Below are 26,978 nucleotides of genomic sequence, written 5' to 3' on the forward strand. Positions count from 1 at the left end.
CTGGGGGCGATGGAATCGCTTTCGCATATCTTTGTGCCACTATCTCTGGTGGCAACCGCCGTGATGGCAGCGTCTGCTGCCATCCAGGCGCGCCGTTTCAGCCTCGATCTGTTCGGCGCGACCGTACTTGGCATCGTAACTGCCGTCGGGGGTGGCACCCTGCGTGATCTTCTCTTGGGATTGACCCCGGTCTTCTGGATCACCGACCTGCGATTTCTGCTCGTTGCCGTGCCGTCCGCGATGCTGAGTTTCTACATTGCGGCCCGGATGCCCACCGGCAATGGTCGCCGCCTTGCCTTGCTGATGTACCTTGATGCAATCGGCCTTGCGCTTTTCACGCTGACAGGGGTTCAGGTGGCTCTGGGGGCCGGGGTTTCCCCGGTTCTTGCCATCGTGATCGGATGCGTCACCGGAACCGCTGGCGGCATGATCCGGGATCTCTTGTGCAACATCACCCCCAGCGTGTTGCGCGAAGACCTTTATGCCACGATTTCGCTTGCCGGCGGCGCGGCATATCTCGGCTTCAGACAGATACTGGGCGAGCCGACAGCCACCCTTGCAGCCTTTCTTCTCATCCTGCTGGTCAGGGTTGTGCTGCTTTGGCGCAATCCTCCCCGCCCGGATGACGCGGTCTGATTACCAGCGCGGTGGCTGAAGGCCCGACTGGAACCACGTGACAAGGCTGAGGATCGAATAGGTGGGCAGTCCCGTCGCCGCCGAGATATCCGCCGCATAGGGGCACATGTTCGTGCACTCCAGAACGATGGCGCCAAGATCAGGGTTCTCGGCCTGCAGGGCCAGCGCCGCCTGAACGTTGTCCTCCCGCGCAAGTGCCACGTTCAGCTCCATCTCATTGTCCAGAATGGCGCGGGTGAACTCCTTGCCGCCTTCGGTTGACCCGATGGGTGTGCCAGCGGGGACATTGGCCGCATCCAGATGCGCCTGCGTCAATGTCGAAGCAGAGATCGTCAACACCCCGGCGCGTTTGCCCTTGGGCAGCATCCGGTTCACGAAATCGACCTGCATAAGGGACGAGGTGACGACAGGCACCGGCACGGCCGCGGCAATCTCCTCCTGAAACAGGGCGAGGAACCCGCAGTTGGTGGTGATCCCGTCCACGCCATCCTGAACCAAGGCGCGGGCGGCGTCGATGAATAGGTCCAGCGTGCCTTCTCCACCCTTGCGCACCACGATGTCGGGTGAGGCATTGCGCACGATCCTGTAGTGCACCGGGAAAGGCCAGCTCTGGGCATTGCCCATGTCGCCGGGGATCCGGGGAAAACGGGCATCGAGCATAAGAATGCCAACAGACGCCCCATAGATCGATTTGCCGCCACGGGCGATACCCCCGGTCATCATGCCTCTTCCTCCAAAAGAACCTGCGTCGACAACTCATCGACCGTATTCATGTAGATGTTGGAAATGCCCTGCCGTACGACCTCTGTAACCTGGTCGAGACGCTTGGCAATGTGCCGGCCCAGCACCTCTGATGCCCTGTCCGCGTCGCGCGCCAGCAGCGCTTCCATGACGGCGACGTGTTCGCTTTTTGACTTGCGCAGCTTGCCCATCGACATGCTGACCCAGCGAACATATCGAATCCGCTCGTTGATCCGCTCCAGTTGTGCGGTCAAAACCGCGTTGCCGGAAAGACGTGCAATCGCGACGTGAAAGGCCTCGTCGCGATCACAGGCTTCGGCAACGGTTAGCCCCGTCACGTCGATCCCGGTCGAATAGAGTTCGTCTTGCAACGCTTTCAGGTCATCGTCGCTGGCCCGTTCGCAGGCCAGACGTACTGCCGTGCATTCCAGCGTTTCCCGCAATTCGTATAGATCAAAGACGGTTTTTGCGTCCAGTTCCCGACAGAAAAAGCCGGCACCCGGCTGAAAGTCGAACATCTTTTCGGCGACAAGGCGGTTCAGGGCTTCGCGCAGCGGTGTGCGGCTGACACCAAGTTCCCGCGACAGGGCCACTTCGTTCAACCGGTCGCCCGGACGCAGGCGGAATGTCACCGCCATCTGCTTGAGCCGGTCATAAATGTCTTCGACGCGCCCTTCGGCCATAGCTGTCTCCTTCGTCTTGAAACGGGTGTGCCACAGAGGGGATTTGATTTCAATATACAAACCTGTATACAGGCCTGAATGCTGTATACAGCTCTGAACACATCTGATTCCAGAGAGGGAGTGATTTCGGATGGCAAAGGACCTTGCAAACCAGTTGAATGGTGCCGAAGCGATGGTGCGTATGCTCGAAGCCCAGGGCGTGACCCATATCTTCGGCCTGTGCGGTGACACGACGCTGCCGTTTTATGATGCCATGCTGCGCCTTGATCACAACATCACCCATGTGCTGACGCGCGATGAACGCTGCGCGGCCTATATGGCCGACGGGTTTTCCCGCGTGACCGGAAGGGTGGGGGTCTGCGAAGGGCCTTCCGGCGGGGGCGCGACCTATATTCTTCCGGGCCTCATCGAAGCCAATGAAAGCTCCTACGCGGTTCTGGCCATCACAACGGACATCTCTGTATCCTCTTATGGCAAGTACCCCCTGACCGAGGTGGATCAGGACGCGTTGATGCGCCCGTTGACCAAGTTCAACACCGTCATCAAGAAGTCTGAACATATTCCGCGCATGGTCCGTCAGGCCTTCCGCGCCATGACAACAGGGCGGTCCGGCTCGGCGCATCTCGGGTTGCCCTATGACATCCAGTATGAACCCGTGGACGCTCAGGATATCTGGGCCGATCCAAAGCACAATGCCTATCCGGCCTATCCCGTCGCGCCGGAACCCGGATCGGTGGCAGCTGCGGTCGAGGCCATCCTTTCGGCGGAAAAACCGCTTATCGTCTGTGGAGGCGGTGTGGTCATCTCGGGCGCCATGGACGCGCTCGACCGGTTTGCCAGCCGTCTCGACATCGCGGTGGCAACATCCATCTCGGGCAAGGGCGCGCTTGCAGACGACAACCCGCAATCGCTGGGCGTCGTGGGGTCGAATGGCGGGACGGACGAAACATGGGAGATGATGGAGGCGGCCGATCTCGTGATCTTCATGGGCTGCCGCGCCGGATCAACAACCACATCCCGCTGGAGCGCCCCCAAACCCGGGGCTCGTATCGTGCATTTCGACAGTGATCCGATGACCATCGGGGCGAACTATCCCACCGAGGCAGGCGTGGTTGGTGACCTGCGCCTCGCGCTTGATCAGGCCAACGCGGTTCTGGACGGCCTCGACGAGGTCAAGACCTTTGGAGGCGCGGCCACCGTCGCGGACATCAAATCCCGCAAGTTTGCGAAGTTTGCCGCCCTTGCCGTATCGACAGATACGCCGATCCGACCGGAACGCATCATCGACACGCTGAACCGCCACCTGCCCGACGACGCCATTGTCGTAAGCGATCCGGGCACAAGCTGTCCCTACTACAACGCATATTCGCAACAGAAGTCTTCGGGTCGCCAATACATAACCAACCGCGCACATGGCGCATTGGGCTATTCGCTTGGGGCGGCCCTGGGGGCCTGGTTCGGGCGTCCGGACAGCAAGGTTGTCGCCATGATGGGCGACGGGTCTTTCGCCTTTTCCTGTGGCGAGTTGGAGACCGTTGTCCGCTCCAATGCCCCGATCACCTATATCGTGTTCAACAACAGCAACTTCGGCTGGATCAAGGCCAGCCAGTATGCCGACAAGGATGCGCGCTACTATAACGTCGATTTCGCGCGGACGGACAACGCCAAGGTGGCCGAAGGATTTGGTGTGAAGTCCTGGCGTGTTGATGATCCGGCGGATCTGGATGCGGTGATTGCAGAAGCCATGGGGCACGCTGGGCCAACCCTGATCGACATCGTGACCCAACCGCTTGAGGAAAGCGCGGCACCTGTCATGCGCTGGATGGGTTAGGCCGGAGTGACCCCGTCAACCGCATAAGGCTCCAATTCGCGCAGCAGCAATTCCAGAAACTCTTGCCCGACCGTAGACAGCGGTCGGGTTTTTGATGTGATCACCGCCATCTCCATCGTGATCCGGGGGCGGAAGCGCCGCGTCACCACGCCGCCGCCCCGGTCAAACTCAAGCGCGAAGGGATCGAGGATCGACACCCCCATGCCCTCGCGTACGAAACTGAGCATGTTCTTGAACAGGTGCGAGTGCACCCGCGTTTTCCACGTCGCACCTGCCGTGTGAAATGCCTCTCTGGTTCGACGATGGGTCATGTGATCCGGTCCCATGACGATGAAGGGTTCGTTTTCCAGCAGGGCAGGGGTCAGTTCCTCGTGCGTCGACAAGGGATGCCCCTCTGGCATCGCCAGGAACGTCTCGACCTGGAAGTGATGGACGTTCATCGCGTCATAGAGCAGCGGTAATTCACAAACCCCGATCTCGAAAAGACCCGACATCACCCATTCCTGGATCTTCGACGAATACTGGGACTGAAAGCTGATCGACATCTCCGGCCGATCCTTGGCAAACCGGGCAATAAGCTGGGGCATGAAGCCAAAGGACATCGAGTGTTGAGAGGCCACCTGCAACTGGCCCATCTGCTTGTTCTGGAGGTCGGTCACGGCCTGCGCCACGTGATCCAGCCCGCGCACCACCGTGTCCACCTCCTGATACAGCACCGCCGCCTCTGGGGTGGCAACCAATCGCCCCTTGTTCCGTTCGAACAGTTGGAACCGGGTTTCCCGCTCAAGCTGGGCAAGAAGGTTCGAGATGCCGGGTTGCGAAATGCCAAGCAATTCTGCGGCCGCCGTCACCGTGCCGGTTTCAACGATCGCATGGAACGCCTGAAGTTGTCGAAAGCGCAGCGCCATGGGTGCCTCATCATTTTTTGTGATGATATACATAGAAATCCGTATTTGAAATGATGAAGGCCCCGTGGGAGCCTGAAAAAAACTCGGGGACCCAATGTCAGACTTGAAACAGAAAATCACGGCGATGGACGTGTGGCACCTTGCATTGCCCGTGGTGTCGCGCCGTGATCACGGTATCGGCTCGGTCGAGGGCAGTTGCGAAATCGTCGTGCTGCGCCTGCGTGCCGAAGAGGGAGCAGAAGGCTTTGGCGAGGCGTCGCCGTGGTCGGTGTTTACCGGCACACCCGAGGCCACCTATGCCGCGCTGAACCGTTACCTGCGCCCTCTTGTCGTGGGGCGTCGGGTTGCCGACCGCGCGGCGATCATGGCGGATGCGGCCTATGCCGTGGCCCATTGTACCGAAGCCAAGGCCGCGCTCGAGACTGCACTTCTCGATCTCGCCGGGCATATCACGCAGCAACCGGTCTGGGCGCTGCTTGGTGGCAAATGCCGCGATACAATTCCGCTCAGCTGCTCGATCGCGAACCCCGATTTCTCACAGGATATCGACCTGTTGCACCGCCTGCGGGCCGACGGCGTGGGCCTGATCAAGCTCAAGACCGGATTCAAGGATCACGCCTTTGACGTGATGCGGCTCGAACGGATTGCTTCCGATTTCCCCGATTTCCGCGTGCGAGTCGATTACAATCAGGGGCTCAGCATCGACGATGCCCCGGCGCAGGTCCGCGATGTCGCGACCTTCAAGCCGGACTTTATCGAACAGCCCGTCCGCGCCCATCATTTCGCCATGATGGCCCGCCTGCGGAACATGGTGGATGTTCCCCTGCTGGCGGACGAGAGCGTGTTTGGCCCCGAGGACATGACCCGGGCCGCCCGCGAAGGCATCTGCGATGGCGTCTCGATCAAGATCATGAAGTCCGGTGGCCTGACCCGGGCGCAAAGCGTGGCCCGGATCGCCGCGGCCAATGGCTTGATGGCCTATGGCGGTGACATGTTCGAGGCCGGGCTGGCGCATCTGGCGGGTACACATATGATTGCCGCGACACCCGAAATCACGCTTGGATGCGAGTTCTACCAGGCGTCCTATTTCCTCAAGGAAGACATTCTCGAAGCGCCCTTTGCGGTCGAGAACGGCCAGGTTGTCGTGCCGGATGGCCCGGGATTGGGCTGCCGCCCCGATATTGGCAAACTGGATCACTACTCCCAGTCACGCGCGGTGGCGGCATGACCGGGCCTTCGAAAACCGTTGCCGTGATTGGTGCTGGGATTGTCGGGGTGTCCACCGCGATCTGGCTGCAACGCGACGGCCATTCGGTCACCCTGATCGACAAGGGTGCTCCGGGTGACGCGGCCAGCCATGGCAACGGTGGCGTGCTGGCCTCCTGTTCGGTGGTGCCGGTGACGGGGCCGGGCTTGATCTGGAAAGCCCCGCGCATGTTGCTTGATCCGTCCCAGCCCCTGTTCATGAAATGGGGCTACGTCCCCAAGCTGATCCCGTGGCTTTGGAAATACATGCGGCATGCAAACGCCAATGACACGCGCCGTATCTCTCGGGCAATTGCCGGCGTCACAAGCGATAGCCTGTCCGACCACCTGGCCCTTGCGGAAGGAACCGGGGCCGAGAAGTGGATACACCCGTCGGACTATCTCTACATCTACAATGATCGCAAGCACTTCGAGGGCGACGCCTTCGGCTGGGGGCTGCGCCGTGAAAGCGGCTTTACCTGGGAAGAGCTCGAAGGGCAGGCCTTTCGCGACTACGACGGGGTCTTCGGACCAGAACTGGGCTTTGCCGCGAAACTTTCGGACCACGGGCGCATTTCGGATCCCGGCCTGTATGTGAAGGACTTGGCCCGTCACTTCGAGGCACAGGGCGGCAAGGTGATCCGCGCAGAGTTCGAAGATGTCGCGCGGGAGAATGGCAAAGTCACCGGAGTGCGGGCAGGGGGAACCCTTTTGCCATGTGACAGCGTGGTGATTGCCTCCGGCGTCTGGTCGAAACCCATGGCCGAAAAACTGGGCGTCTCGGTGCCACTGGAAGCCGAGCGCGGCTACCATCTTGAACTGGTTGAGCCGTCAATCATGCCGCGTGCGCCGGTGATGATCGCCTCGGGAAAATTCGTGGCCACACCCATGGACGGACGGTTGCGTCTTGCGGGTATCGTGGAATTCGGGGGCATTGACGCACCGCCCTCGCGCGCGCCTTTTGCGCTTTTGAAAAAGAATATCCGCGCGGCCATTCCGGGGATAACCTGGAAGGACGAGGTCGAATGGATGGGGCACCGTCCCGCCCCGGCAGATTCCATTCCGGTGATCGGAGAAGTGCCGGGTGTTGCGGGGGCCTACTTGGGCTTTGGCCATCACCATATCGGTCTGACAGGCGGACCAAGAACCGGGCGCCTTCTGGCGCAAATGATTTCGGGCAGGCAACCGAATGTGGACATGAGTGTTTATGCTCCGTCCCGCTACACAACATAATAAGCCTAACAACCAACAGAGACCCTCAGGGAGAAAACAATGAAAAAGATGACGAAACTGCTTGCTGCAACTGCGCTGACCGCCGCAGCCGCCACCACGGCCTCGGCCGAAAAATGGGACATGCCGCTGGCGTATTCCGGCTCGAACTTCCACTCGGTGACAGCCGCAGAATTCGGCAAATGCGTGACCACCGGTACCGGCGGCGAGATCGAGATCGTAACCCACCCGTCGGGGTCGCTGTTCAAGGGCGCTGACATCAAGCGCGCCGTCCAGACTGGTCAGGCCCCAATTGGCGAGCGCCTGCTTTCAGGCCACCAGAACGAAAACGCGCTGTTCGGATTTGACTCGGTGCCGTTCCTTGCAACCTCTTTCGATGACAGTGACAAGCTGTGGAAGGCAGCAAAGGCCCCGCTGACCGAACTTCTTGCGGAGCAGAACCTGACGCTGCTCTATTCCGTGCCGTGGCCGCCGCAGGGCCTCTACTTCAAGAACGAGGTGACCTCGGTTGCAGACATGAAGGGCATCAAGTTCCGTTCCTACAACAATGCTACATCGCGCCTCGCTGAGCTGACCGGAATGCTGCCCGTCACCATTGAAGCTGCCGAGATCAGCCAGGCCTTCGCCACCGGTGTCGCCGACTCCATGGTGTCCTCCGGCTCCACCGGCTATGACCGCAAGGTCTGGGAAAGCCTGAACTACTTCTACGAGGTAGATGCCTGGCTGCCGCGCAACTATGTCTTCGTGAACTCCGGTGTCTGGTCGGGCGTGTCCGATCAAAACAAGAACGTGGTGCGCGCTTGTGCGGAACTGGCCGAATATGCGGGCAACTGGCGCTCCAAGGAATACACCGGCTTTACCCTTCAGGGCCTGCGCGATGGCGGCATGACGGTTGGTCCGGCGTCTGACCAGATGGTTGGGGAACTGAAAGACATCGGTGTCACCATGACCAACGAATGGCTTGAAGCCTCGGGCGATCAGGGCAAAGCTATCGTCGACGCCTTCAACGGCATGCAATAATCCTTTGGGCTCGGGCGGTGGTTATCCTCCGCCCGCAGTCTGTTCAGGAACAAGAGGAGAGGGGCTATGGCGGTTCTCAGGGGGCTGCGACGCGGTCTTGATTTTCTGTATCTTTCAGCCGGGGTTCTGGCGGCGCTCAGCCTGATCGCGATCCTTGGTTTGATCGTGGTTCAGATGCTGGCCCGTTGGACGGGCGAGGTTTTTCCGGGGGCACCCGACTATGCGGGTTATGCCATGGCGGCGGCCTCGTTCCTTGCCTTTGCCAATGCCCTCAACCGGGGCAGCCATATCCGGGTCTCGATCTTGCTTAACGCGGTCCCCGACGGCCTGCGCCGCTGGCTTGAAATCTGGTGTTTCGGGGTCGGAACCGCGGTGATGTGGTACTTCGTGTGGTACGCACAACGGTTTGTCTACTGGAGCTGGAAATTCAACGACGTGAGCCAGGGACAGGATCGAACGCCACTCTGGATTCCCCAATCCGTCATGCTTCTGGGGGCAGTTATCCTTGCCATCGCCCTGACCGACCACCTTTTGCACGTGATCTTCAAGGGCAATCACCGCATTGAACGGGACCTGGCTGATCAGAGCCACGGAGAGTGACCATGACCAGACTATTGCACACCGTCACCCTCGTTCTGGCGCTGGGTGCCGCGACAACGCCGCTTGCCGCGCAAGAAGTCACCCGAACTGAAATCCGCCGCGTGGATGCGCCCGGCTCAACCACGCACGAAGTTATCGTGTCGCGGCTCGAAGTGGCACCGGGCGCGACCATTCCCCGCCACACCCATCCCGGCGACGAGCATATGGTTGTGCTGGAAGGCGGCGAGATGAAGGCGCCCAACGGCAAGATCATCCCCTTCGCACTTGGCGACACCGCGCTGTTCCCTGCCGGGCAGGTGCATGGTGGCCTGACCAATGCCGGAACCACCCCTCTCGTGGCACTGACCACCCATATCGTCGAGAAGGGACAGCCCTTCATGACGCTCGCGGAGTAGGCCAATGGAAAACTTTTCGATCATCATTCTCTTCCTGTTCGTCCTGTTCACTCTGCTCGGATCAGGCGTCTGGGTTGGCCTTGCCCTGATGGGCGTGGCCTGGGTTGGCATGGAGCTGTTCACAACACGCCCCGTGGGCGACGTGATGCTGACTACGATCTGGTCGGCGTCCTCGTCATGGACCCTGACAGCCCTACCGATGTTCATATGGATGGGCGAAATCCTCTATCGAACGCGATTGTCCGAAGACATGTTCAAGGGCCTGTCGCCGTGGATGGCCCCGCTGCCGGGCGGGCTGGTTCATACCAATATCGTGGGCTGCACCGTTTTCGCCGCGGTTTCCGGGTCGTCGGCTGCGACACTGACCACCGTGGGCAAGATGTCGATCCCGGAACTGCGCAAAAGGAACTATCCCGAGCGTATGATCATCGGCACCCTGACGGGAGCAGCAACCCTTGGCCTGATGATCCCGCCGTCGCTGACGCTGATCGTCTACGGTGTCACCATCAATGAATCGATCACCAAGCTGTTCTTCGCCGGCATCCTGCCGGGCTTGGTGCTGGCGGCAATGTTCATGGGCTATGTCGCGATCTATTCCAAGGTCGGCAAAGACTGGAAACCCGATGTCGAAGCTAAGCTGAGCTTTGCCCAGAAGATCCGCAATTCGCGGTTCCTCGCCCCAGTGATCCTTCTGATCCTCGTGGTGATCGGTTCCATGTACCTTGGGTATGCCACGGCAACCGAAGCCGCCGCCTTTGGCGTGATCGGCTCGCTCTTGCTGGCGCTGTCGCAGGGCTCGCTCAACTGGCAGACCTTCTCGGCAAGCCTCATGGGGGCGACCCGCACCAGCGCCATGATCGCGCTGATCCTTGCTGGGGCCTCTTTCCTGTCCCTGTCGATGGGGTTCACCGGCTTGCCACGTGGCCTTGCCGATCTGATCGCGCAATGGGAACTGACGCGCTTTGAACTGCTCATGGTGCTCTTGGTGTTCTACATCATCCTTGGCTGTTTCCTGGATGGCATTTCCTCGGTCGTCCTGACGATGGCCGTGGTCGAGCCGATGATCCGTCAGGCGGGCATTGACCTGATCTGGTTTGGTATCTTCATCGTGGTGGTAGTCGAGATGGCGCAAATCACGCCTCCCATCGGCTTCAATCTCTTCGTGATGCAGGGCATGACCCATCACGAAATGGGCTACATTGCCCGCGCCGCGATCCCGATGTTCCTGATCATGGTGCTGATGGTCTTTGTCCTGATCGCCTTCCCGGAGCTGGCCACATGGCTTCCCGATAACCTGAGACAGGGACCAAGGTAGCCCTTGTGAACCCGCTTCTTCTTGCGGCCCGTCACGGCCCTCTGGTTCTTGCCGGAGGTCTCGTGGCGGGCCTCCTTTTTCCCCGAGTGGGCAGCCACCTGACACCGCATATCCCGGTGCTTGTCGTGCTCTTGCTGTTCCTGTCTGTTCTGAGGATGGATCCCAAGGCCCTGCTCGGGTCGTTCCGGGATGTGCCGCGCATGGCGGGATTGGTTCTTATGCTACAGCTGGCTCTGCCCCTGTCCGTGCTGGGCGTCGCTGCGCTTGGCGGCTGGCAAGGTACTCCCGTCGTGCTGGCGCTCACCCTGATGACCGCGGCCGCCCCAATCGTCGGCAGCTCCAACATCTGCCTCATGATGGGTGTCGCACCCGGCCATGCGCTGCGCCTGATGGTGATCGGGACGGCGCTTCTGCCGCTGACAGTTCTGCCGGTGCTTTGGCTGTCTCCGCACCTTGGGGGAGCGGCTACCGTGATCTCTGCCGCCCTGCGTCTGCTGGTCACTGTCGGGCTAACCACTTGTGTCGCCTTGCTGGTGCGCCGCTACCTGGTGCCCGCCCCTTCGCCGGAGCTTGTGCAAAATCTTGATGGGGCTTCAGCCATTGCTCTGGCTGTGTTTGTATTGGCTCTCATGCCTTCTGTCAGCCGTGTCGCCGCCGATGCGCCCGGATTGGTTGGCTTGTGGCTCATGATCGCATTGGTCGCCAACCTCGGATTGCAGTGGCTGGGCTTCCGCATTGGCAAAAGGGCAGGGCGTGACCGCGCTGTTTCTCTTGGTGTGTCCGCAGGCAACCGGAACATCGCCCTGTTCCTCGTGTCCCTGCCAGCCGAGGTCACTGCGCCACTTCTGGTTTTCATTGGCTGCTATCAGATTCCGATGTTCCTTACCCCGCTCCTGATGCGGCGGGTCTATCGGTCCGCCTAGCGTCAGGACACCGCAAAGGATGACAGGCGGATGTGGCTTTGGGTTTCGGCCACTTCCGGCAGGGCGCGGATTGCGTCGAGTATCTTGTCCAGCCGCTTGAGCGAGGATGTGCGCACCTCGACCACGATGTCGAAATTGCCGCTCAGGGTGTGCATGTCGGTGATCGCATCAATCCGGCGCAGGGCCGCAAGCGTACTGCGCCCGTCGTCTGCCTTGAGCCGGATCAGGGTAAAGGCGCTGATCTGGTGATCTTCTTCCGATGTCCCCAATTCCACGGTGAACCGGTTGATCACCTTGAGGTGGAGCAACTTGTCGATCCGGTTCTGCACCGTGCCACGCGACACGCCCAGTTTGGTCGCCAGATCAGTCACCGAAGCCCGCGCGTCCTTGGTCAGCAGGTGCAGCAACTGATGATCGAGATCGTCCATGGGAAATCCTCCAAACGTCTGTTGGCAATTTGGTAGAAATTTTGCGAATTGCAAGAATTTTTGCCATTCTGAATGCCGCTGATTTTTGGCCTGATGGCCTGTGACAGGACATCTGATCCAGACAGGGAAAACAGACATGATTCAAAGCAAGGTAGAAATCTCGCATTCCGACATCCTCAAGGCCAGCGGCTTTACCAAGGCCGAACTTGGCGCTGGGCCGCTTGACGTATTCACCCCGGTCGACGGCAGCAAGATTGCCAGCCTCGCAATGCACAGCCTGGCCGATGCAGAGGCGCAGATCGCCGATGCCAAGGCCGCCTTCAAGGCATGGCGCCTTGTGCCCGCGCCCCGTCGCGGCGAATTGGTGCGCCTGCTGGGCGAGGAACTGCGCAAGGAAAAAGAGGCGCTTGGCCGTCTGGTCACGCTGGAATGCGGCAAGATCTATCAGGAAGGCCTCGGCGAAGTGCAGGAGATGATCGACATCTGCGACTTCGCCGTTGGCCTCTCGCGTCAGCTTTATGGTCTGACCATTGCCTCGGAACGTCCCGGCCACGCGATGCGCGAAACCTGGCACCCGATGGGCACCTGTGGCGTGATCACCGCATTCAACTTCCCGGTTGCCCCCTGGTGCTGGAACGCGGCCCTTGCGCTTGTCTGTGGCGATCCGGTGATCTGGAAACCCTCCGAGAAAACCCCGCTGACCGCACTCGCCGTCCAGAAGATCTGCGACCGCGTCACGGCCCAATTCGGCGAGGAGGCCCCCAAGGGCCTGATCCAGACCCTGATCGGCGAGCGTGACCTTGGCGAGGCGCTGACCGCCTCCAAGGACGTCGCCATCATCTCGGCCACCGGATCGGTGCCGATGGGCAAGGCTGTTGCTGCTGACATGTCCAAACGCCTTGGCAAGACCATCCTTGAACTCGGTGGCAACAACGCCATGATCGTCGCCCCGTCAGCTGACCTTGAGATGGCCCTGCGCGCCATCGTCTTCTCGGCCGTCGGCACTGCCGGTCAGCGGTGCACCACCCTGCGCCGCCTGATCGTGCACGAAGATGTCTATGACACGCTGATCCCGCGCCTGATCAAGGCCTACAGCGGCCTTCCCATTGGCGATCCGCTGGCCGAAGGCACCCTTGTCGGCCCGCTGATCGATGTCGGTGCAGCAGACGCCATGGACCGCGCGCTGGAGCAGGCCAAATCGGAAGGCGGCACGGTTCACGGCGGCGGCAAGGCCCTGACCGACCAGTTCCCCGATGCCGCCTATGTGCAACCCGCCATCGTCGAGATGCCCGCGCAAAGCGCCATCATGCACCACGAAACCTTTGCCCCGATCCTGTACGTCGTGAAATACACCGACCTTGATCAGGCCATCGAGATGCAGAACGACGTGCCGCAGGGTCTCAGCTCCTGCATCTTCTCAACCGATGTGCGCGAAACCGAATACTTCCTCTCGGCCGCCGGCAGCGACTGTGGCATTGCCAACGTCAACATCGGCCCGTCCGGTGCGGAAATCGGTGGCGCCTTTGGGGGCGAAAAGGAAACCGGCGGGGGCCGCGAAAGCGGGTCCGATGCCTGGAAAGGCTACATGCGCCGCCAGACCAACACCGTGAACTATTCCCGCGACCTGCCGCTGGCGCAGGGCATCAAGTTCGACATCTGAGAACACCCCATGAAACACATCGCTGTACTTGGCCTCGGCAAGGTGGGAACCCTTGCCGCAGAGCTCCTGCATGCCTCCGGTTTCTCGGTGACGGGCATTGATCTGACCACCCCAAAGGCGGACTTGCCCTTCACGGTCAAACCGCTGGACCTCGCCGATGCCGCCGCCATGGCCCGGGAATTCGAGGTGCAGGATGCCGTCCTGTCCTGCCTGCCTTATCACCTCAACACCAAGGTGGCCGAAACCGCCCATGCCGCGGGCATCCACTATTTCGACCTCACCGAAGATGTTCCGACCACCAACAGGATCATCGAACTCAGTAAGACCTCCAAAGGGCTGATGGCACCGCAATGTGGCCTTGCGCCCGGTTTTATCGGCATTGTCGGGGCCTCGCTGATCGAACAATTCGACGACTGCCGCAGCTGCAAGATGCGGGTCGGGGCGCTGCCTCAGCATCCGACCGGCCTGATGGGCTATTCCTTCAACTGGTCGCCCGAAGGCGTGGTGAATGAATACCTCAACGATTGCGAGGTGATCGAAGAGGGCGCGCGCAAGATGGTCTCGGCGATGGAGTGGTTCGAGGACATCTATATCGACGGCATCAAGCTCGAGGCCTTCACCACCTCTGGCGGTCTTGGCACCATGTGCGAAACCTATCTGGGGCGCGTGGCGAACATGGATTACAAGACCATGCGCTATCCCGGCCACGGCAAGCTGATGAACTTTTTCTTCCACGAACTCCTGATGCGCGAACGTCGTCAGGAGGCGGGGGAAATCCTCGTCAACGCCAAGCCGCCAGTGAATGACGATATCGTCTATGTCCATGCGGCTGCCGAAGGCATGGTCGATGGCCACCTGCGCCGCGAGGAATTCGTGCGCGGCTACAAACCCATCGACCTGGCCGGAAAATCCCGCACCGCCATCGCCTGGACCACAGCAGGGTCTGTCGTCGCGGTGATCGAAATGGTCCGCGACGGCAAATTGCCCGCCCAAGGGTTCCTCAAACAGGAAGACATCCCGCTGGAGGCTTTCCTGTCAACGCCCACGGGAGCGCTCTACAACGGGTGAGGGGGCTTTGGGCTAAAGCCTGCGGTTACTCACCGTCATGAACGAACGCGAAAGGTGGGCGCTTGCTCCGCGCCCACCGCTCATCTTGGGTCTGTTCAGCGCAGGTGTTTATCGGTGAATTGCTCTTATAGTGTGAATGAGCGCAACAATTGCCAGTAGGATGGCCCCTAATAAGAACCAAGGTATGCCATAAAAAGCGACAACATACCCTCCTGCCTTCAATCCATTCACCCAATTGGTAATGTCGAGACCAAAAACCACACATTCGACAACGTCGCGCCCAAGAGGGTAATGACAATTACCTAGGTCTTTCAGCCAAAAGCCCAGTCCAATTGACGAAACTAGGCCAAGTGGAACGCTCAGCCAGACAGAGACCAAAATGACCCAGAGCCTGATCCGCTTGGAAGTGGCGAACCAAGCGACCGCTGCACCGCACAGAGATGGAAGGGCGAAGGCAAGTAATTCCATAGTTTATCAAATTCATGATCGAACACGAATTGTCAGCGTATTCGAACCGCGATCAATGGACAACGGCCGCTTTGCCCACACAGCAGAACCTGTACGACCACGAAAAAGGCTCCCGAAATATCTTCCGGGAGCCTTTGTTTTCCAATGCGAAGGCCCGAGGGCCTGAAAACCGCTTAGTCCCGCGTACCCGCGAAACGGTCCTGCCATTCTTCGCGCTCGGCGTCGGTGATCTTGCGGAAGGTCACGTCGGGCACGGTGAAGGCATGGCCCGCCTGAAGGGTTTCCAGCGCCGCGGCAACGTCTGTGGGCCAGCTGTCGTCCTCGGTCTGCATTGCCGCCATCAGCGCGTCGCGTGCGTCGGGGATGAAGGGCGCGGACAGCACCGCGTAGAGGCGGATCAGGTTCAGCGCGAGGCGGATCTGCATCGCGGCGGTTTCTGGATCTTCCTTGAAGGTCGACCACGGCGCCGCGCTTTGCAGGTATTCGTTGCCCGCAACCCAGATCGCGCGCAGTTCCTGCGCCGACTTGCGCACTTCCATCGCTTCCATGTGCCCCTCGTAGGCACGGATGCGGGTGGTCAGCTCTTCGATCAGCGCCTTTTCCTGCGCGCCATAGGCACCGCCCGCGGGAACCTCTTCGCCGAATTTCGAACGGCAGAACTTGGTCACGCGGCTCACGAAGTTGCCCAGAACGTCGGCGAGGTCCTTGTTCACCGACTGCTGGAAGTTCTCCCAGGTGAACTCGCTGTCGCTGCTTTCCGGCGCGTGGCTCAGCAGCCACCAGCGCCAGTAGTCGGCGGGCAGGATGTCCAGCGCCTGATCCATGAAGACGCCGCGCCCGCGCGATGTCGAGAACTGGCCGCCGTCATAGTTCAGGTAGTTGAAGCTCTTGAGGTGATCCACCATCTTCCACGGCTCGTCCGAGCCGAGGATCGTGGCCGGAAACGACAGGGTGTGGAACGGCACGTTGTCCTTGCCCATGAACTGGGTATAGCGCACGTCGTCGGCGCCCTTGTCGGTGCGCCACCAGCGTTCCCAGTCGCTGCCCTTGCCGGCATCGACCCATTCCTGCGCGCAGGCGATGTATTCGATCGGGGCGTCGAACCAGACGTAGAACACCTTGCCTTCCATGCCCGGCCAGTCTTCGCCGCCTTTCTTGACCGGAATCCCCCAGTCCAGATCGCGGGTGATGCCGCGGTCCTGCAAGCCGTCACCGTCGTTCAACCACTTGTTGGCGATCGAGGTGGTCAGCACCGGCCAGTCGGTCTTGCTGTCGATCCAGGCCTGAAGCTTGTCGCGCATCTGCGACTGGCACAGATACAAGTGCTTGGTCTCGCGCTCTTCCAGATCGGTCGATCCCGAGATCGTGGAATGTGGGTTGATCAGGTCGGTCGGATCAAGCTGTTTGGTGCAGTTGTCACACTGGTCGCCACGCGCGCTTTCGAAACCGCAGTTGGGGCAGGTGCCCTCGATATAGCGGTCGGGCAGGAAACGGCCATCGGCGTGCGAATACATCTGCTTTTCCGTCACTTCCCGGATCAGGCCCTGATCTGCCAGTCGGCCCGCGAAGTGTTGGGTCAGCTTGTGGTTCTGCGCGCTGGAAGAGCGCCCGAAATGGTCAAACGACAGGCGGAAGCCATCCGCGATCTTGGCCTGAACCTCGTGCATCTCGGCGCAATAGTCCGCCACCGGCTTGCCCGCCTTGGCCGCGGCCAGCTCGGCCGGGGTGCCATGTTCATCAGTGGCGCAAAGGAACAGAACCTCGTTGCCCCGGCAGCGCTGGTAACGCGCGAAAAGATCGGCCGGAAGCTGCGAGCCGACAAGGTTGCCAAGGTGCTTGATGCCATTGATATAGGGAATGGCCGAAGTGATCAGGTGGCGCGCCATCGCTTAGGTTCCTCTGGTCTTGTGTCGCGCTTCGTCTAGACCATCCCGCCGCTTGGTTCCAGCACAGTTTGCACTTCGCGCCTTACGTTAGGTCATGCGGAAATTTGTTGCCACACGCGCGTTCCTTTGAAATTTTGACCACCAATTCAAATTACGTATTCAACAAAAGGGAATTTCCAATGGCATTGAATGTCGTCAGCACTCTTGAAACCACAAGTCAATTCGTAAACGTCAACGATCCGCTGGTTGTCGCGCGTGATGGGGCCGTGATCACACAGGGGACATCCATATCCGGTGTAAACGATGACGCCCTCCATGTTTCTATTTCCGGGCAGGTGACCTCCATTTCTGGGAACGGCCTACAACTGGGCAGCCTTGTCTCCGACACATCCAGCCTGCGCGTTTCGATTGCAGAAACGGGCCTCGTCGAAACCCTGGGGAATCTATCTGGCGTCGCGATCGAGCGTGACCGCGCCGATATCATCAACCACGGAACCATTTCAGCGACCCACAGCACCGCCCTGTTTTTCACGAATGGCGTTGAAGACGGCGAGGTTTTGAATACCGGCACCATCAGTGGCGGCTCAAGCGGGTACGGGATTTTGCTATTCGGTGACAGTTCAGGCACCAATACCGGTTTGCTAGAGGTCGACAATTCCGGCACGATCACCTCTGGATTCAGGGCCGTGTACGTACGCTATGAAAGCCTCGCCATGGTGAACTCGGGTAGCATCTCCTCGACCGATGACGCGGTATATGTATCGGGTACTGACGCCAGCCTCCATCTCATGAACTCAGGATCGATCACGAGTGAAAGTGGCGGATACGCTATCGTTGGTGGTGATGGGGGCAACTTTGTCATGAACTCCGGGGACATTCTGGGACGGACATACCTCAGGAACGGCAATGATCAAATTGTCAATCAGGGAACCATGACAGGCCAGATCACTACCTACAGTGGCACAGATTTCATCCAGAATTCGGGGGTGATTTCAGGTGATATCTATATGTTTGATGACCGGGATATAGTTGAGAATTCAGGGAAAATTCACGGCTCAGTCGACTTGGGTGATGGGGATGATGAGTACGAAAGCATCGGAGGTATTGTTACCGGTGAGGTTCGCCTCGGCGATGGTTCCGACACGGCCATCGTTGACCAGGACGGGATCAGTGTTGATGGCGGCAACGGCTACGACGTTGTCCACTCTCGTGCAGACGTTTCGGTTGAGGATGTCGAGGAGCTCCATCTTCTCGGAAACAACGATATCTCGGCCACGGTAAACGGCGTTTTCACAACAGTTTTCGGCAACTCCGGAGACAACACTGTGACGTCATGGGGGGTGACGGCGTTCAATGCCAAGGAAGGCGATGACGTCGCCTATGGCTCTCTCTATGATGACTTCTTCAACGGAAACTCCGGGAATGACACGCTGCTGGGTGCCGGCGGCGATGACACGATCTGGGGCGGGCGTGGCGATGACGAGATGGAAGGCGGCAATGGTGCAGACCACCTGAGCGGTGACCGCGGCAAGGACTATCTCAATGGAGATGACGGTGACGACTCGCTCTATGGTCGTGAAGGGAGCGATACGCTTGACGGCGAGGAGGGCAATGACCTGCTGTGGGGCGGTGCCGGGGCAGACGAGATCAATGGCTCTCTTGGCAACGATACGCTGGTTGGTCACAAGGGCGATGACACGCTGAGCGGTGGTGCCGGGGTGGATGTTCTGACCGGTGGCATTGGCGCGGACGTCTTTGTCTGGAGTGATGGTGCCGAGTCCGGGCTTGGTTCTGACAGCGATACCGTCACGGATTTCACACGCGGGCAGGATCTTCTGGATCTTTCTGACATTGGTGTTGGCGCATTTTCTTTCCTTGGAAGGGGCAACCCTTTCACGGCGTCGGGCGACATGGAGGCGCGCATTGTCAGGAATGGATCCGACTTGCGCCTGTTGCTTGATGTTGATGGCGACGGCGGGACGGATGCGCGGATTATTCTTACGGATGTCTCAAATCTGACGGCGTCAGACTTCATTCTCTAAACCAACCCCTGGGCCGCACCGGTTACTTCTGTTCCGGTGCGGTGCCTTCTGCGTCGGGATCTTCGTTTTGCCGTTCACGCTGGCGGCCCATCAGCTTGCCGATGGTAAAGGATGTGCGCGGGGCATAGACATAGCGGGTGCGGTTGCCACCAGACGAACGTACGCGCATCCGCGACAGGCCAAAGATAATCAGGACGGCGTGCCCCACAGCGATCATGGTGAACAGGGCGCCGGGTCCGTACCACTCGATCAGGTTCGAGGCAAACAGCGGTGCCGCGATAGCCCCGATCGCGAAATAGAACATCAATGCAGCCGAAAGTTCGACACGTTCTTCCGACGTGGCAAAGTCGTTGGCGTGGGCCGAGGCGACTGAGAAGATCGGGAAGGACGTGAGCCCGAATATCCCGGCATTCAGCATCACGATGGCCGTGCTGCCGCCACCTGCAAGCACTGTGGCGCCACAGGACAGGATGGCCGCTCCCGAGAGCCAGATCAGCACCCAGCGCCGGTCGAACTTGTCGGCAAGCCAGCCCACCGGATACTGCGCGATCGCGCCCCCCAGGACGAAGGCCGCCAGGAACCACGCGATCTGGTCTGTCACAAGCCCCACTTCCTTACCATAGACGGGGCCAACCATCCGGAACGAGGCCGAACTCAGCGCCGCCACGATCACACCGGCGGCAGCCAGCGGTGAGCGCCGCACCGCCAGCATCGGGCGCAGGCGGGGGGTGTCGGGGGTCTCGGGCTGCTGCGATTTGGTGAGGGTCAGCGGCAGGATGGCTGCACAACAGACAATGGCCAGCAGGTTGTAGGAGATGTAGGACGCGGGCTCGAGAACGCTGATCACCAGCTGCGCCGCCAGTGACGCCCCCATGTCCACAACCCTGTAGATGCCCATGGCCCGCCCGCGGGTTTCGTTGGTCAGCTTGGCGTGCAACCACGCTTCGATCACCGTGTAACACCCGGCCACGCACATGCCGGATGCCACCCGCATGATCGCCCATGCCTTGGGGTCGATGATCAGGAAGTGCGCCATCAGGCCAATCGCGCCGGTCGCCGTGAAGGCTGCAAATGCCCTTGAGTGGCCAACGCTGCCCATCAGGCGCGGGGCCCACCAGCAGCCGATAAAGAACCCAAGAAAGTGCGCCGAGCCCAACATACCGATCTGCGCCGTCGAAAAGTCGAGCGCGATCCCCGACAGCGCGTCAAGCGGACCAACCCCTCCCGAACTCAGTTGCAGCAGGATTACGGAAAGAAACAGGGCGGAGAACGAGATCATGAGGCGCATGTCCCCAACATGACCTCGCGGCCTTCTTTATCTTGCAGTTATTCGACTCATGAGAGTCGTTTTCTGCCAATTGTTGCAAAGAGCGTTACGCGCTATGCGCCACCTCCGCGCCTGCCGGGACAAGGGCAGGGGTGCCTGGCAGCCCCTGTACCATCCACCCCGCCGGCGGGGCCGTGCGCGCCCGCAACCGTTCCAGCCGCCAGGATTTTTCCGGTGCCTGCGCCATGTGCCAGCGGGTTTCGACCCCCTGCGCCCCGCCATGCCCGGGGGTCAGCAACAGCCCCACCGACCTGCCGCCCCCCGCTTCCGCCGCGAGATGCAGCCGGCGCACGGGCGTCAGGGCGGGCAGGGTTTCGAGATCCGCCACCACCATCCCCGTGCACCCCGCGCGCAGCCCTTCCTCCATGCACCACAACACATCTTCGACCTTGTCAGGGGTGACAAAGGCAAATCGTCCCGGGTGAGCAAAAGGCGCAATGCCGGCGGCGTTCAGCTGTGTCCGCCGATGCGGTTGCACGATCCAGAGCACCGGCCCCCGCAGTTTCGAGGCCAGCCACATCGCAAAGGTATGCCGCGCCGGACCACAGGCCTCGTGCACGCGCCCGTCCGGCAGGCACAGCCCGTCGCCAAGCTCCAATCCCTTTGCCGCCTTCTGCGGCCTGCGCGCAAGCAAGTGAGTCGTCATGCCCCAAGATATAATGTTCCCTATTTGTTCTCAATATCATTTTCCCTTGCCGCGCCCGTCAAATCCGAACAAGGTGGCGGGAAATACAACAGGGAAGGAAACACTCATGGCAGATCACGGCTATGAAGGTGGAAGGCTCGACCTGCCATTCGTTGGCATCTCGACCTTTGGGAAACGCGAATACGTCAGCGACTGGGACGCCATCGAGGCCGACGTGGCCATCATGGGCGCGCCCTTCGATTTCGGCACCCAATGGCGCAGCGGTGCCCGCTTTGGCCCGCGCGGCGTGCGCGAGGCCTCGACCCTGTTCAGCTTTGGCCACGCCGGGGCCTATGATCACGAGGACGATGCCACCTATCTGCCGTCCTCGGTCAGGATCGTCGACATCGGGGATGCCGATATCGTGCACACCGACACGATGAAGAGCCACGCCAATATCGAGGCCGGCGTGCGCGCCATCCTCAAGGCCGGGGCCCTGCCCGTTGTGATCGGCGGCGATCACTCGATCAATATCCCCTGCATCAACGCCTTTGACGATCAGGAAGACATCCACATCCTGCAAATCGATGCGCACCTGGATTTCGTGGATGTGCGTCACGGTGTGCGCTATGGCCACGGCAACCCGATGCGCCGGGCCGCCGAAAAGCCCTATGTCACCGGCCTGACGCAGGTCGGTATCCGCAACGTGTCATCCACTGCGAAAGAAGGATATGAGGACGCGCGTTCCATGGGCTCCGATATCCTTTCGGTGCGTCAGGCACGCAAACTGGGGCCGCAGGGCGTGATCGACCGCATTCCCGAAGGCGCCCGCGTCTATGTCACGATCGACATTGACGGCTTCTGCCCCTCGATCGCTCCCGGCACTGGCACGCCGTCGCATGGTGGCTTCCTCTACTATGATGTTCTGGAAATGATGCAGGCGCTGGCCAAGCGTCACGATGTGGTTGGGATCGACCTTGTCGAAGTGGCCCCCGACTATGACCCAACGGGCGGAACCTCGATCCTGGCGGCTCAAATTCTGCTCAATATGCTGGGTTTCATCTTCCACGAACGCGAAAACCGCTGAAAATCCGCGGAAAGTGACCAGACAGTCTTGCGAACAGCCCCCGGCCGCATAGGTCGGGGGTACATTTGACAGGGAACACGCATATGAAAATGAATCCGCTTGGCCGGACCGGCATTCAGGTCTCGGAACTTTGCCTTGGCACCATGACCTTCGGCACGCAGACCGAAGAGACCGAGGCACATGCGCAGATCGACATGGCTCTGGCCGGGGGGATCAATTTTGTCGATGCCGCCGAAATGTACCCTGTGAACCCGATCAGCGCGGAAACCGTGGGCCTCACGGAAACCATCATCGGCAACTGGTTTGCCAAGACCGGGCGCCGCTCTGAGGTGGTTCTGGCGACCAAACACTCTGGTTCCGGGTTCAAACACGCCCGCGATGGCGCGCCGATTTCCTCCCAGACCATCCCCGAAGCGGTTGAGGGATCGTTGCGCCGCCTGCAAACTGATCACATCGACCTTTATCAGTTCCACTGGCCCAATCGTGGCTCTTACATGTTCCGTCAGAACTGGCGCTACGATCCGTCCAAGCAAAGCCATGCTGAGACCATGGCCCACATGGAGGACGCCCTCGAAGCCCTGCAAAGGCAGGTCGACAAGGGCAATATCCGTGCGTTCGGCCTCTCCAACGAAAGCGCATGGGGCACCTCGCAATGGCTGCGGATCGCCGAGGAAAGGGGCTGGCCGCGCGTTGCGTCCGTTCAGAACGAATACTCGATGCTCTGCCGCCTCTATGACACCGACATGGCCGAGATGAGCGTAAACGAGGATGTTGGCCTTCTTGCCTTTTCGCCGTTGGGCGCGGGGTTCCTGACTGGAAAATACCAGCACGGATCGGTGCCACAGGGATCGCGGATGGATCTCGTGCCGGAAATGGGGGGGCGCAAGTCGGCGCGTGTCTTTGATGCGGTTGATGCTTACCTTGCCATTGCGCAGCGGCACGGGGTTGATCCTGTCCACATGGCGCTGGCATTCACGCTTCAGCGCCCCTTCATGTGCTCATCAATCTTTGGTGCGACTCGTCTGGATCAGCTGGAACACATCCTGAAGACACCCGAAGTGACGCTGTCCGAGGAAATCCTCGCGGAAATTGATGATGCGCATCGGGCCCATCCGATGCCATACTGACGGATGTGGAAAACACCGAAGAAAGGCCTGAATCTCGCATTTGTGTAAAATTTTCGGAATCTTATCCACATTTGCCCTGTGGATTGGTTCTGAATCTGACACCTCCGCAATACCGACTTAATACCGACGCAATACCGACAGGCCTTTCTTGAAGCTCTTGGCGCTTCACGGTAGGGCAGGGAAAACGAAAGGAAGATTTGCATGTCCGAAGAAGTGCTGGCCACGGTTCGTGCCTCCGCCCCCCGTCGATGGATTGGCGTCGGGATGCTGGCGCTTTTGGGGGGGATGCTGGTCTATCTCGCCTTGGCAACGCCCCCGCAGACCATTTTTTGGCAGGTATTTCTGTTGGTTATGGGCGTTGGGTCTCTGGTGCTGGCCGATGCCACCCGACGCGCCACCGAACGCGCCATCGAACTCACCGCTCAGGGCCTGCGCGATACCAGCGGTGAGCTTCTGGCCGCAATCGACGACATCGAGCGCGTTAATCGCGGCACCTTCGCGATGAAACCTTCAAACGGGTTTGTTGTTATTTTACAATCTTCTGGAACCCGTTCCTGGCACCCCGGCCTGTGGTGGCGCCTTGGCAAGCGCGTGGGAATCGGCGGCGTGACTCCCGCCGCCCAAACCAAGTTCATGGCGCAAACACTCGAAGCCCTGATGGCCGAACGCGGTTAAACCTGCCAGACCAGCTGCGGCGCAAAGCGCGGGCGGGTGAAGATAAAGGTCTCGATATCCAGATCCCCCAGACCGACGTTCAGCGGCGGGTTGTAGACCGATTTGGTCTCAACAAGGATCAGGGTTTCGCCGTCCGCCATCTTGGGCAACCGCGCCACGACACCATTCAAATCTGCCTGGCTATAGGCGCTTAGCAGACCACGGGTTTGCGACCATTGCATGGTGTAGGTTTTGGTCGTGTCACTATAGCTTACGACGGTCACGCGAAGACCAGTGGCCGACTGTGATTTCGCAAGGATATCAAAGAGATTGTGGGCGCTTGTAAGGTAGTTAAGATCGATTGCCGTGACCTCTCGGGACAGCATGTCCGAGATGGTAAAGGCCGCTTTTTCACTCATGGAACGCGACTTGTAGGCGTCGAAGAACACGATCATCGCGACATAGGCCCAGAACAGAACCGGCAGAATGATCGCAGCCTCGACCGAGACCGATCCGCGTGCCTCTTCGGCAAACTCTTTCAGGAAGAAACGAAGTCTTTTGATCATTGCTGTTACCTCGGTTCCTGAACAAAGGCGGCCAGGGCCGTGATGGCGATTTCGCCTGCTTCGTCGCGTGTGACGTACTGGCTGATGCCGACGCTTGTGAACATGGTTTTCAGCTTGACACAGACCCGTAGCACCATGAGTTCGTTGTCCAAACCATTCTGAAAGGTGGTCACCGGCTGGATCTCTTCCGCCTTGTTCGTACAAACCACCGTATCACTGAGCGGTGTATGCCACGCCCGCGGATCAACCTGCTGCATCTCGATCTTGAGGCTGTTCAGGCAATCAGGGATCACGCCGATGTTGTCGCAGATGTCTTCACGCAGGTCATTGTGGCTGATGATGGCACCGGTCGACAGGCGGATGTCGCGCACGGTGATGTCGACCCCTCGTTCCAGCATCGCGGAACGGTAGGTGATCATGCCCACATCAATGGCCGAGACCAGAATTCCGAAGAAAATCGGGAAGATGAGAACGAATTCGATCGACGCACTTCCGCTCTCGTGGCGGAGAAAGTTCCTGAGTTTCTGGATCATTGGGTCAGCCTCAGTTGCGCGATGGAAGAGGCAATGGCTGCAAATGCATCTGAGATTTCGAGGCCATCTACATCAAAGTAGTGTGCGTCCGAACTGGCACAATCCTTTAGAACCGCCGTGCCACCGGAGGGCGCTTCGAACCCGATGGTGAACACCACGATGTTCTTGGCCTTGGCAGCCTCGCAGATTGCTCGGGTGCGCGCATCCTTGGTTGTACGGCCAACATACTTGCGTACGTCATAGTACCAATCGTCCCAGGCTTCGCTGTCGTACATCCAGGGTTCGTAGTTGTCTTCGACATTCGACTCCAGGGACGTGTATGCCCAAAGATCCGGATAGGTAACAACTTCCGCACTGCCGGGTTCGTTCACGACAACGGTCGAAGTTCTTTTGACCTTGCGATAGCGTTTGCATGAGCCGTTCCGGCGATAGGATTTACAGACCCATTCGGTGGTAGTTGTCGTCTCTTCATACTCGCCCTCGCCATAGGCATGGTCTTTCCATTGGTTGGAATGAGGCCAATAGAACATGGGTTCGGTTGTGTTGCCGTCGTTGTCGTAATCGCCTTCGTCTTCACCGACGTACACCGAGTATTTTTCTTCCTGGTCGTTCCACCAGATGTTGGACTCGCCGTTGCGATACCCATCTTCCACATAGTATTGGCTGGTGTTCTGTCCGTCAGTCATCAACACGATGACCTTCAGGGAACGAGCTTCCGAATAGCCATAGGGACGACCGTCAAAGTCTGACGACACGACGTTGGTGTCGATCAGGTGATCCACAACGGGCTGCATTGCGGGATCAAGTAGGGCGGTTCCCCATTTCATCCCGACATCGAGAGACGTGTTACCCTTGGCATAGAAGCTATCGATGAAGTTCTTCAGCTTGGTCTTGTCTTTTTGCAACGCCATCACGTGACGTGAACTGTCCTTGTAGTCGGGGCAAACAGGGCTTGAAACGAGCTTTTTGGGATCATCGTCTCGTCCGTCAAAGTCAGACCAAGGGCTGAAATGCACCGCTTGCTTTAGGCGTTCGTCCGGCGTCACGCTCGTTGTATTGAAGTCGTCGCCTTCAAAATGGATGCAGTGTGAATAGTCGTGTGCGTTCGCGCCAGTCACGGCATCGCCATCCGGATCCACGAAGGCGTCATGCGCAACTGGGGTATCGCCCAGCGAGGGCGAACCAGATGCCACATCTGTCCGGTCAACATCACCCGAGCCGTCCAGCGAGGCGTTCAGACGGTTGAAGATATTGCGGGGCAGGGCGACCTGCGTGGCATAGGGCACGATCGATACCGAAAGCTTTCCGTCTTCGGTATTTTCGTCCAGCGTATCAATGAAATCCTTGGCGGCGTTTTTCAGGTTATAGAGGCGACTGTTGCTGCCCATCGAACCGGAGACGTCCAGCACCATCGAGATTTCAACGCCGCCGATGCGTTCTTCGGCGCGGCCCGAGGCCGGTACGTTCAGCGTGTCAACGCCGTTCAGCTTCATGAAATGCGTGTTGATCGAAGTTTTGGCCGATGCTTCGACCGTCCGGTAGTTGAGACCCTGGTCCACAACCACAGAGGTGAGGTAGTCGCTCATGCCGGCCTTGGCAAAGTACTCTTCCACCACGACCTTGGGGTCGAGATCCTGCTGCATGTCGGCAGCTGCAAGGATTGCACGGTCCAGTGTATGCTGCATCTTCGTGCGCGCCATTTCCGAGCGGATCAGGTCAATGCCCACCCCGCCGATCATCAGAATGATCAGAAATAGAAAGAGCGCGAAGCCCACCAGGACACCGCTTTCATCTTTCGAAAACTGCTGCAACCAGCCTGCGGAGCGCTTCTGCACATTCGCGACTGACCGACTTTTTTTACTCGATCTGTTTCCAGGCATTTCTACCACCTAACTTTCGGCGCGATTACTCCCGTTGACATCCCCAACACCTTTTGCGCCGCATGATGTTGTGCTCCTGAAATGGGGCGAAACTGGGGCA

25 protein-coding genes are annotated in these 26,978 nt (G+C 59.6%); 15 read left to right on the top strand and 10 right to left on the bottom strand.

Annotated features, from left to right (window positions below):
* Positions 1 to 9: 9 nt before the first annotated feature.
* On the top strand, positions 10 to 636 hold the full coding sequence (locus tag NNA36_RS04905; protein ID WP_255104741.1) for a trimeric intracellular cation channel family protein: 627 nt from the start codon (positions 10 to 12) through the stop codon (positions 634 to 636).
* On the opposite strand, the gene NNA36_RS04910 is transcribed toward NNA36_RS04905, so the two are convergent.
* Together NNA36_RS04910 and NNA36_RS04915 are read right to left on the bottom strand one after the other, a co-directional pair.
* A complete protein-coding gene (locus NNA36_RS04910) occupies positions 637 to 1,359 on the bottom strand; it encodes an aspartate/glutamate racemase family protein (RefSeq protein WP_255104742.1) in 723 nt (240 codons plus the stop codon).
* Positions 1,356 to 2,060: a GntR family transcriptional regulator gene (locus tag NNA36_RS04915; protein ID WP_255104744.1), complete on the bottom strand. Its 705-nt coding sequence runs from the start codon at positions 2,058 to 2,060 to the stop codon at positions 1,356 to 1,358. The genes NNA36_RS04910 and NNA36_RS04915 overlap by 4 nt, the downstream gene beginning before the upstream one ends.
* A gap of 130 nt (positions 2,061 to 2,190) precedes the next feature.
* Here NNA36_RS04915 and NNA36_RS04920 point away from each other — a divergent pair, with 130 nt between their 5' ends.
* Positions 2,191 to 3,891: a thiamine pyrophosphate-binding protein gene (locus NNA36_RS04920; RefSeq protein WP_255104746.1), complete on the top strand. Its 1,701-nt coding sequence runs from the start codon at positions 2,191 to 2,193 to the stop codon at positions 3,889 to 3,891.
* Here the strand turns inward: NNA36_RS04920 and NNA36_RS04925 are convergent.
* On the bottom strand, positions 3,888 to 4,799 hold the full coding sequence (locus NNA36_RS04925) for a LysR family transcriptional regulator (protein WP_255104748.1): 912 nt from the start codon (positions 4,797 to 4,799) through the stop codon (positions 3,888 to 3,890). The genes NNA36_RS04920 and NNA36_RS04925 overlap by 4 nt on opposite strands.
* A 94-nt stretch (positions 4,800 to 4,893) precedes the next feature.
* On the opposite strand from NNA36_RS04925, the gene NNA36_RS04930 reads away from it, so the two are divergent.
* The 7 genes from NNA36_RS04930 (at position 4,894) to NNA36_RS04960 (ending at position 11,527) form a co-directional block, all read left to right on the top strand.
* On the top strand, positions 4,894 to 6,027 hold the full coding sequence (locus tag NNA36_RS04930) for an enolase C-terminal domain-like protein (protein WP_255104750.1): 1,134 nt from the start codon (positions 4,894 to 4,896) through the stop codon (positions 6,025 to 6,027).
* Positions 6,024 to 7,277 carry an FAD-binding oxidoreductase gene (locus NNA36_RS04935; RefSeq protein ID WP_255104752.1) on the top strand — a complete coding sequence of 418 codons (1,254 nt, stop codon included), beginning with the start codon at positions 6,024 to 6,026 and terminating at the stop codon, positions 7,275 to 7,277. The genes NNA36_RS04930 and NNA36_RS04935 overlap by 4 nt, the downstream gene beginning before the upstream one ends.
* A gap of 39 nt (positions 7,278 to 7,316) precedes the next feature.
* Positions 7,317 to 8,294: a TRAP transporter substrate-binding protein gene (locus tag NNA36_RS04940; RefSeq protein WP_255104753.1), complete on the top strand. Its 978-nt coding sequence runs from the start codon at positions 7,317 to 7,319 to the stop codon at positions 8,292 to 8,294.
* A 66-nt stretch (positions 8,295 to 8,360) separates the two neighbouring features.
* On the top strand, positions 8,361 to 8,894 hold the full coding sequence (locus NNA36_RS04945; protein ID WP_255104754.1) for a TRAP transporter small permease: 534 nt from the start codon (positions 8,361 to 8,363) through the stop codon (positions 8,892 to 8,894).
* Positions 8,895 to 8,896: 2 nt separating this feature from the next.
* Complete coding sequence (locus tag NNA36_RS04950; RefSeq protein WP_255104755.1) at positions 8,897 to 9,289, top strand: cupin domain-containing protein; 393 nt, start codon at positions 8,897 to 8,899, stop codon at positions 9,287 to 9,289.
* 4 nt (positions 9,290 to 9,293) lie between these two features.
* Positions 9,294 to 10,604 carry a TRAP transporter large permease gene (locus NNA36_RS04955; RefSeq protein WP_255104756.1) on the top strand — a complete coding sequence of 437 codons (1,311 nt, stop codon included), beginning with the start codon at positions 9,294 to 9,296 and terminating at the stop codon, positions 10,602 to 10,604.
* Positions 10,605 to 10,609: 5 nt separating this feature from the next.
* Entirely contained in the window at positions 10,610 to 11,527 is a 918-nt protein-coding gene (locus tag NNA36_RS04960; protein ID WP_255104757.1) for a hypothetical protein, read from the top strand.
* A gap of 2 nt (positions 11,528 to 11,529) precedes the next feature.
* Here the strand turns inward: NNA36_RS04960 and NNA36_RS04965 are convergent, their stop codons facing one another.
* A complete protein-coding gene (locus tag NNA36_RS04965; RefSeq protein WP_255104758.1) occupies positions 11,530 to 11,955 on the bottom strand; it encodes an Lrp/AsnC family transcriptional regulator in 426 nt (141 codons plus the stop codon).
* Positions 11,956 to 12,112: 157 nt separating this feature from the next.
* On the opposite strand from NNA36_RS04965, the gene NNA36_RS04970 reads away from it, so the two are divergent.
* Together NNA36_RS04970 and NNA36_RS04975 are read left to right on the top strand one after the other, a co-directional pair.
* Positions 12,113 to 13,615, top strand: coding sequence for an aldehyde dehydrogenase family protein (locus NNA36_RS04970; protein ID WP_255105590.1), 1,503 nt, complete (start codon positions 12,113 to 12,115; stop codon positions 13,613 to 13,615).
* A gap of 9 nt (positions 13,616 to 13,624) precedes the next feature.
* On the top strand, positions 13,625 to 14,683 hold the full coding sequence (locus tag NNA36_RS04975; RefSeq protein ID WP_255104759.1) for a saccharopine dehydrogenase C-terminal domain-containing protein: 1,059 nt from the start codon (positions 13,625 to 13,627) through the stop codon (positions 14,681 to 14,683).
* Between the two features lie 641 nt (positions 14,684 to 15,324).
* Here NNA36_RS04975 and metG read toward each other — a convergent pair.
* Positions 15,325 to 17,037, bottom strand: coding sequence for a methionine--tRNA ligase (gene metG / locus NNA36_RS04980; RefSeq protein WP_255104760.1), 1,713 nt, complete (start codon positions 17,035 to 17,037; stop codon positions 15,325 to 15,327).
* Positions 17,038 to 17,216: 179 nt separating this feature from the next.
* Here metG and NNA36_RS04985 point away from each other — a divergent pair, with 179 nt between their 5' ends.
* On the top strand, positions 17,217 to 19,079 hold the full coding sequence (locus NNA36_RS04985; RefSeq protein ID WP_255104762.1) for a calcium-binding protein: 1,863 nt from the start codon (positions 17,217 to 17,219) through the stop codon (positions 19,077 to 19,079).
* Between the two features lie 22 nt (positions 19,080 to 19,101).
* Here NNA36_RS04985 and NNA36_RS04990 read toward each other — a convergent pair whose 3' ends face one another.
* Both NNA36_RS04990 and NNA36_RS04995 read right to left on the bottom strand, forming a co-directional pair.
* Entirely contained in the window at positions 19,102 to 20,367 is a 1,266-nt protein-coding gene (locus NNA36_RS04990) for an MFS transporter (RefSeq protein WP_255104764.1), read from the bottom strand.
* 85 nt (positions 20,368 to 20,452) lie between these two features.
* On the bottom strand, positions 20,453 to 21,052 hold the full coding sequence (locus NNA36_RS04995) for an ImuA family protein (RefSeq protein ID WP_255104766.1): 600 nt from the start codon (positions 21,050 to 21,052) through the stop codon (positions 20,453 to 20,455).
* Between the two features lie 106 nt (positions 21,053 to 21,158).
* Here NNA36_RS04995 and speB point away from each other — a divergent pair, with 106 nt between their 5' ends.
* From speB to NNA36_RS05010, 3 genes are all read left to right on the top strand, one after another.
* Complete coding sequence (speB, locus tag NNA36_RS05000) at positions 21,159 to 22,118, top strand: agmatinase (protein WP_255104768.1); 960 nt, start codon at positions 21,159 to 21,161, stop codon at positions 22,116 to 22,118.
* Between the two features lie 83 nt (positions 22,119 to 22,201).
* Positions 22,202 to 23,245, top strand: coding sequence for an aldo/keto reductase (locus tag NNA36_RS05005; RefSeq protein ID WP_255104770.1), 1,044 nt, complete (start codon positions 22,202 to 22,204; stop codon positions 23,243 to 23,245).
* A 201-nt stretch (positions 23,246 to 23,446) separates the two neighbouring features.
* Complete coding sequence (locus NNA36_RS05010) at positions 23,447 to 23,920, top strand: hypothetical protein (protein ID WP_255104772.1); 474 nt, start codon at positions 23,447 to 23,449, stop codon at positions 23,918 to 23,920.
* Here the strand turns inward: NNA36_RS05010 and NNA36_RS05015 are convergent.
* Genes NNA36_RS05015 through NNA36_RS05025 form a run of 3 tightly spaced genes read right to left on the bottom strand, consistent with a single transcriptional unit; the run spans position 23,917 to position 26,833 of the window.
* Entirely contained in the window at positions 23,917 to 24,465 is a 549-nt protein-coding gene (locus NNA36_RS05015; protein WP_255104774.1) for a TadE/TadG family type IV pilus assembly protein, read from the bottom strand. The two genes, NNA36_RS05010 and NNA36_RS05015, sit on opposite strands and share 4 nt — an antisense overlap.
* A gap of 5 nt (positions 24,466 to 24,470) precedes the next feature.
* Entirely contained in the window at positions 24,471 to 24,998 is a 528-nt protein-coding gene (locus tag NNA36_RS05020) for a TadE/TadG family type IV pilus assembly protein (protein WP_255104775.1), read from the bottom strand.
* The gene (locus tag NNA36_RS05025) at positions 24,995 to 26,833 is read right to left on the bottom strand and encodes a TadE/TadG family type IV pilus assembly protein (protein WP_255104777.1); all 1,839 of its coding nucleotides are present in this window, start codon (positions 26,831 to 26,833) and stop codon (positions 24,995 to 24,997) included. Before NNA36_RS05025 ends, NNA36_RS05020 begins: the two co-directional genes overlap by 4 nt.
* Positions 26,834 to 26,978: the final 145 nt, after the last annotated feature.

Source organism: Shimia sp. CNT1-13L.2, assembly GCF_024331145.1.
In the GTDB taxonomy this organism is placed as follows: domain Bacteria; phylum Pseudomonadota; class Alphaproteobacteria; order Rhodobacterales; family Rhodobacteraceae; genus Shimia.

Coding starts and splice junctions, on each gene's coding strand:
- NNA36_RS04905 (WP_255104741.1), top strand. CDS start 10: ATGGAATCGCTTTCGCATATCTTTGTGCCACTATCTCTGGTGGCAACC.
- NNA36_RS05010 (WP_255104772.1), top strand. CDS start 23,447: ATGTCCGAAGAAGTGCTGGCCACGGTTCGTGCCTCCGCCCCCCGTCGA.
- NNA36_RS04945 (WP_255104754.1), top strand. CDS start 8,361: ATGGCGGTTCTCAGGGGGCTGCGACGCGGTCTTGATTTTCTGTATCTT.
- NNA36_RS04920 (WP_255104746.1), top strand. CDS start 2,191: ATGGCAAAGGACCTTGCAAACCAGTTGAATGGTGCCGAAGCGATGGTG.
- speB (WP_255104768.1), top strand. CDS start 21,159: ATGGCAGATCACGGCTATGAAGGTGGAAGGCTCGACCTGCCATTCGTT.
- NNA36_RS04985 (WP_255104762.1), top strand. CDS start 17,217: ATGGCATTGAATGTCGTCAGCACTCTTGAAACCACAAGTCAATTCGTA.
- NNA36_RS04950 (WP_255104755.1), top strand. CDS start 8,897: ATGACCAGACTATTGCACACCGTCACCCTCGTTCTGGCGCTGGGTGCC.
- NNA36_RS04940 (WP_255104753.1), top strand. CDS start 7,317: ATGAAAAAGATGACGAAACTGCTTGCTGCAACTGCGCTGACCGCCGCA.
- NNA36_RS04995 (WP_255104766.1), bottom strand. CDS start 21,052: ATGACGACTCACTTGCTTGCGCGCAGGCCGCAGAAGGCGGCAAAGGGA.
- NNA36_RS04915 (WP_255104744.1), bottom strand. CDS start 2,060: ATGGCCGAAGGGCGCGTCGAAGACATTTATGACCGGCTCAAGCAGATG.
- NNA36_RS05020 (WP_255104775.1), bottom strand. CDS start 24,998: ATGATCCAGAAACTCAGGAACTTTCTCCGCCACGAGAGCGGAAGTGCG.
- NNA36_RS05015 (WP_255104774.1), bottom strand. CDS start 24,465: ATGATCAAAAGACTTCGTTTCTTCCTGAAAGAGTTTGCCGAAGAGGCA.
- NNA36_RS04965 (WP_255104758.1), bottom strand. CDS start 11,955: ATGGACGATCTCGATCATCAGTTGCTGCACCTGCTGACCAAGGACGCG.
- NNA36_RS04910 (WP_255104742.1), bottom strand. CDS start 1,359: ATGATGACCGGGGGTATCGCCCGTGGCGGCAAATCGATCTATGGGGCG.
- NNA36_RS04925 (WP_255104748.1), bottom strand. CDS start 4,799: ATGGCGCTGCGCTTTCGACAACTTCAGGCGTTCCATGCGATCGTTGAA.
- NNA36_RS04990 (WP_255104764.1), bottom strand. CDS start 20,367: ATGCGCCTCATGATCTCGTTCTCCGCCCTGTTTCTTTCCGTAATCCTG.
- NNA36_RS05005 (WP_255104770.1), top strand. CDS start 22,202: ATGAAAATGAATCCGCTTGGCCGGACCGGCATTCAGGTCTCGGAACTT.
- NNA36_RS04930 (WP_255104750.1), top strand. CDS start 4,894: ATGTCAGACTTGAAACAGAAAATCACGGCGATGGACGTGTGGCACCTT.
- metG (WP_255104760.1), bottom strand. CDS start 17,037: ATGGCGCGCCACCTGATCACTTCGGCCATTCCCTATATCAATGGCATC.
- NNA36_RS04975 (WP_255104759.1), top strand. CDS start 13,625: ATGAAACACATCGCTGTACTTGGCCTCGGCAAGGTGGGAACCCTTGCC.
- NNA36_RS04955 (WP_255104756.1), top strand. CDS start 9,294: ATGGAAAACTTTTCGATCATCATTCTCTTCCTGTTCGTCCTGTTCACT.
- NNA36_RS04935 (WP_255104752.1), top strand. CDS start 6,024: ATGACCGGGCCTTCGAAAACCGTTGCCGTGATTGGTGCTGGGATTGTC.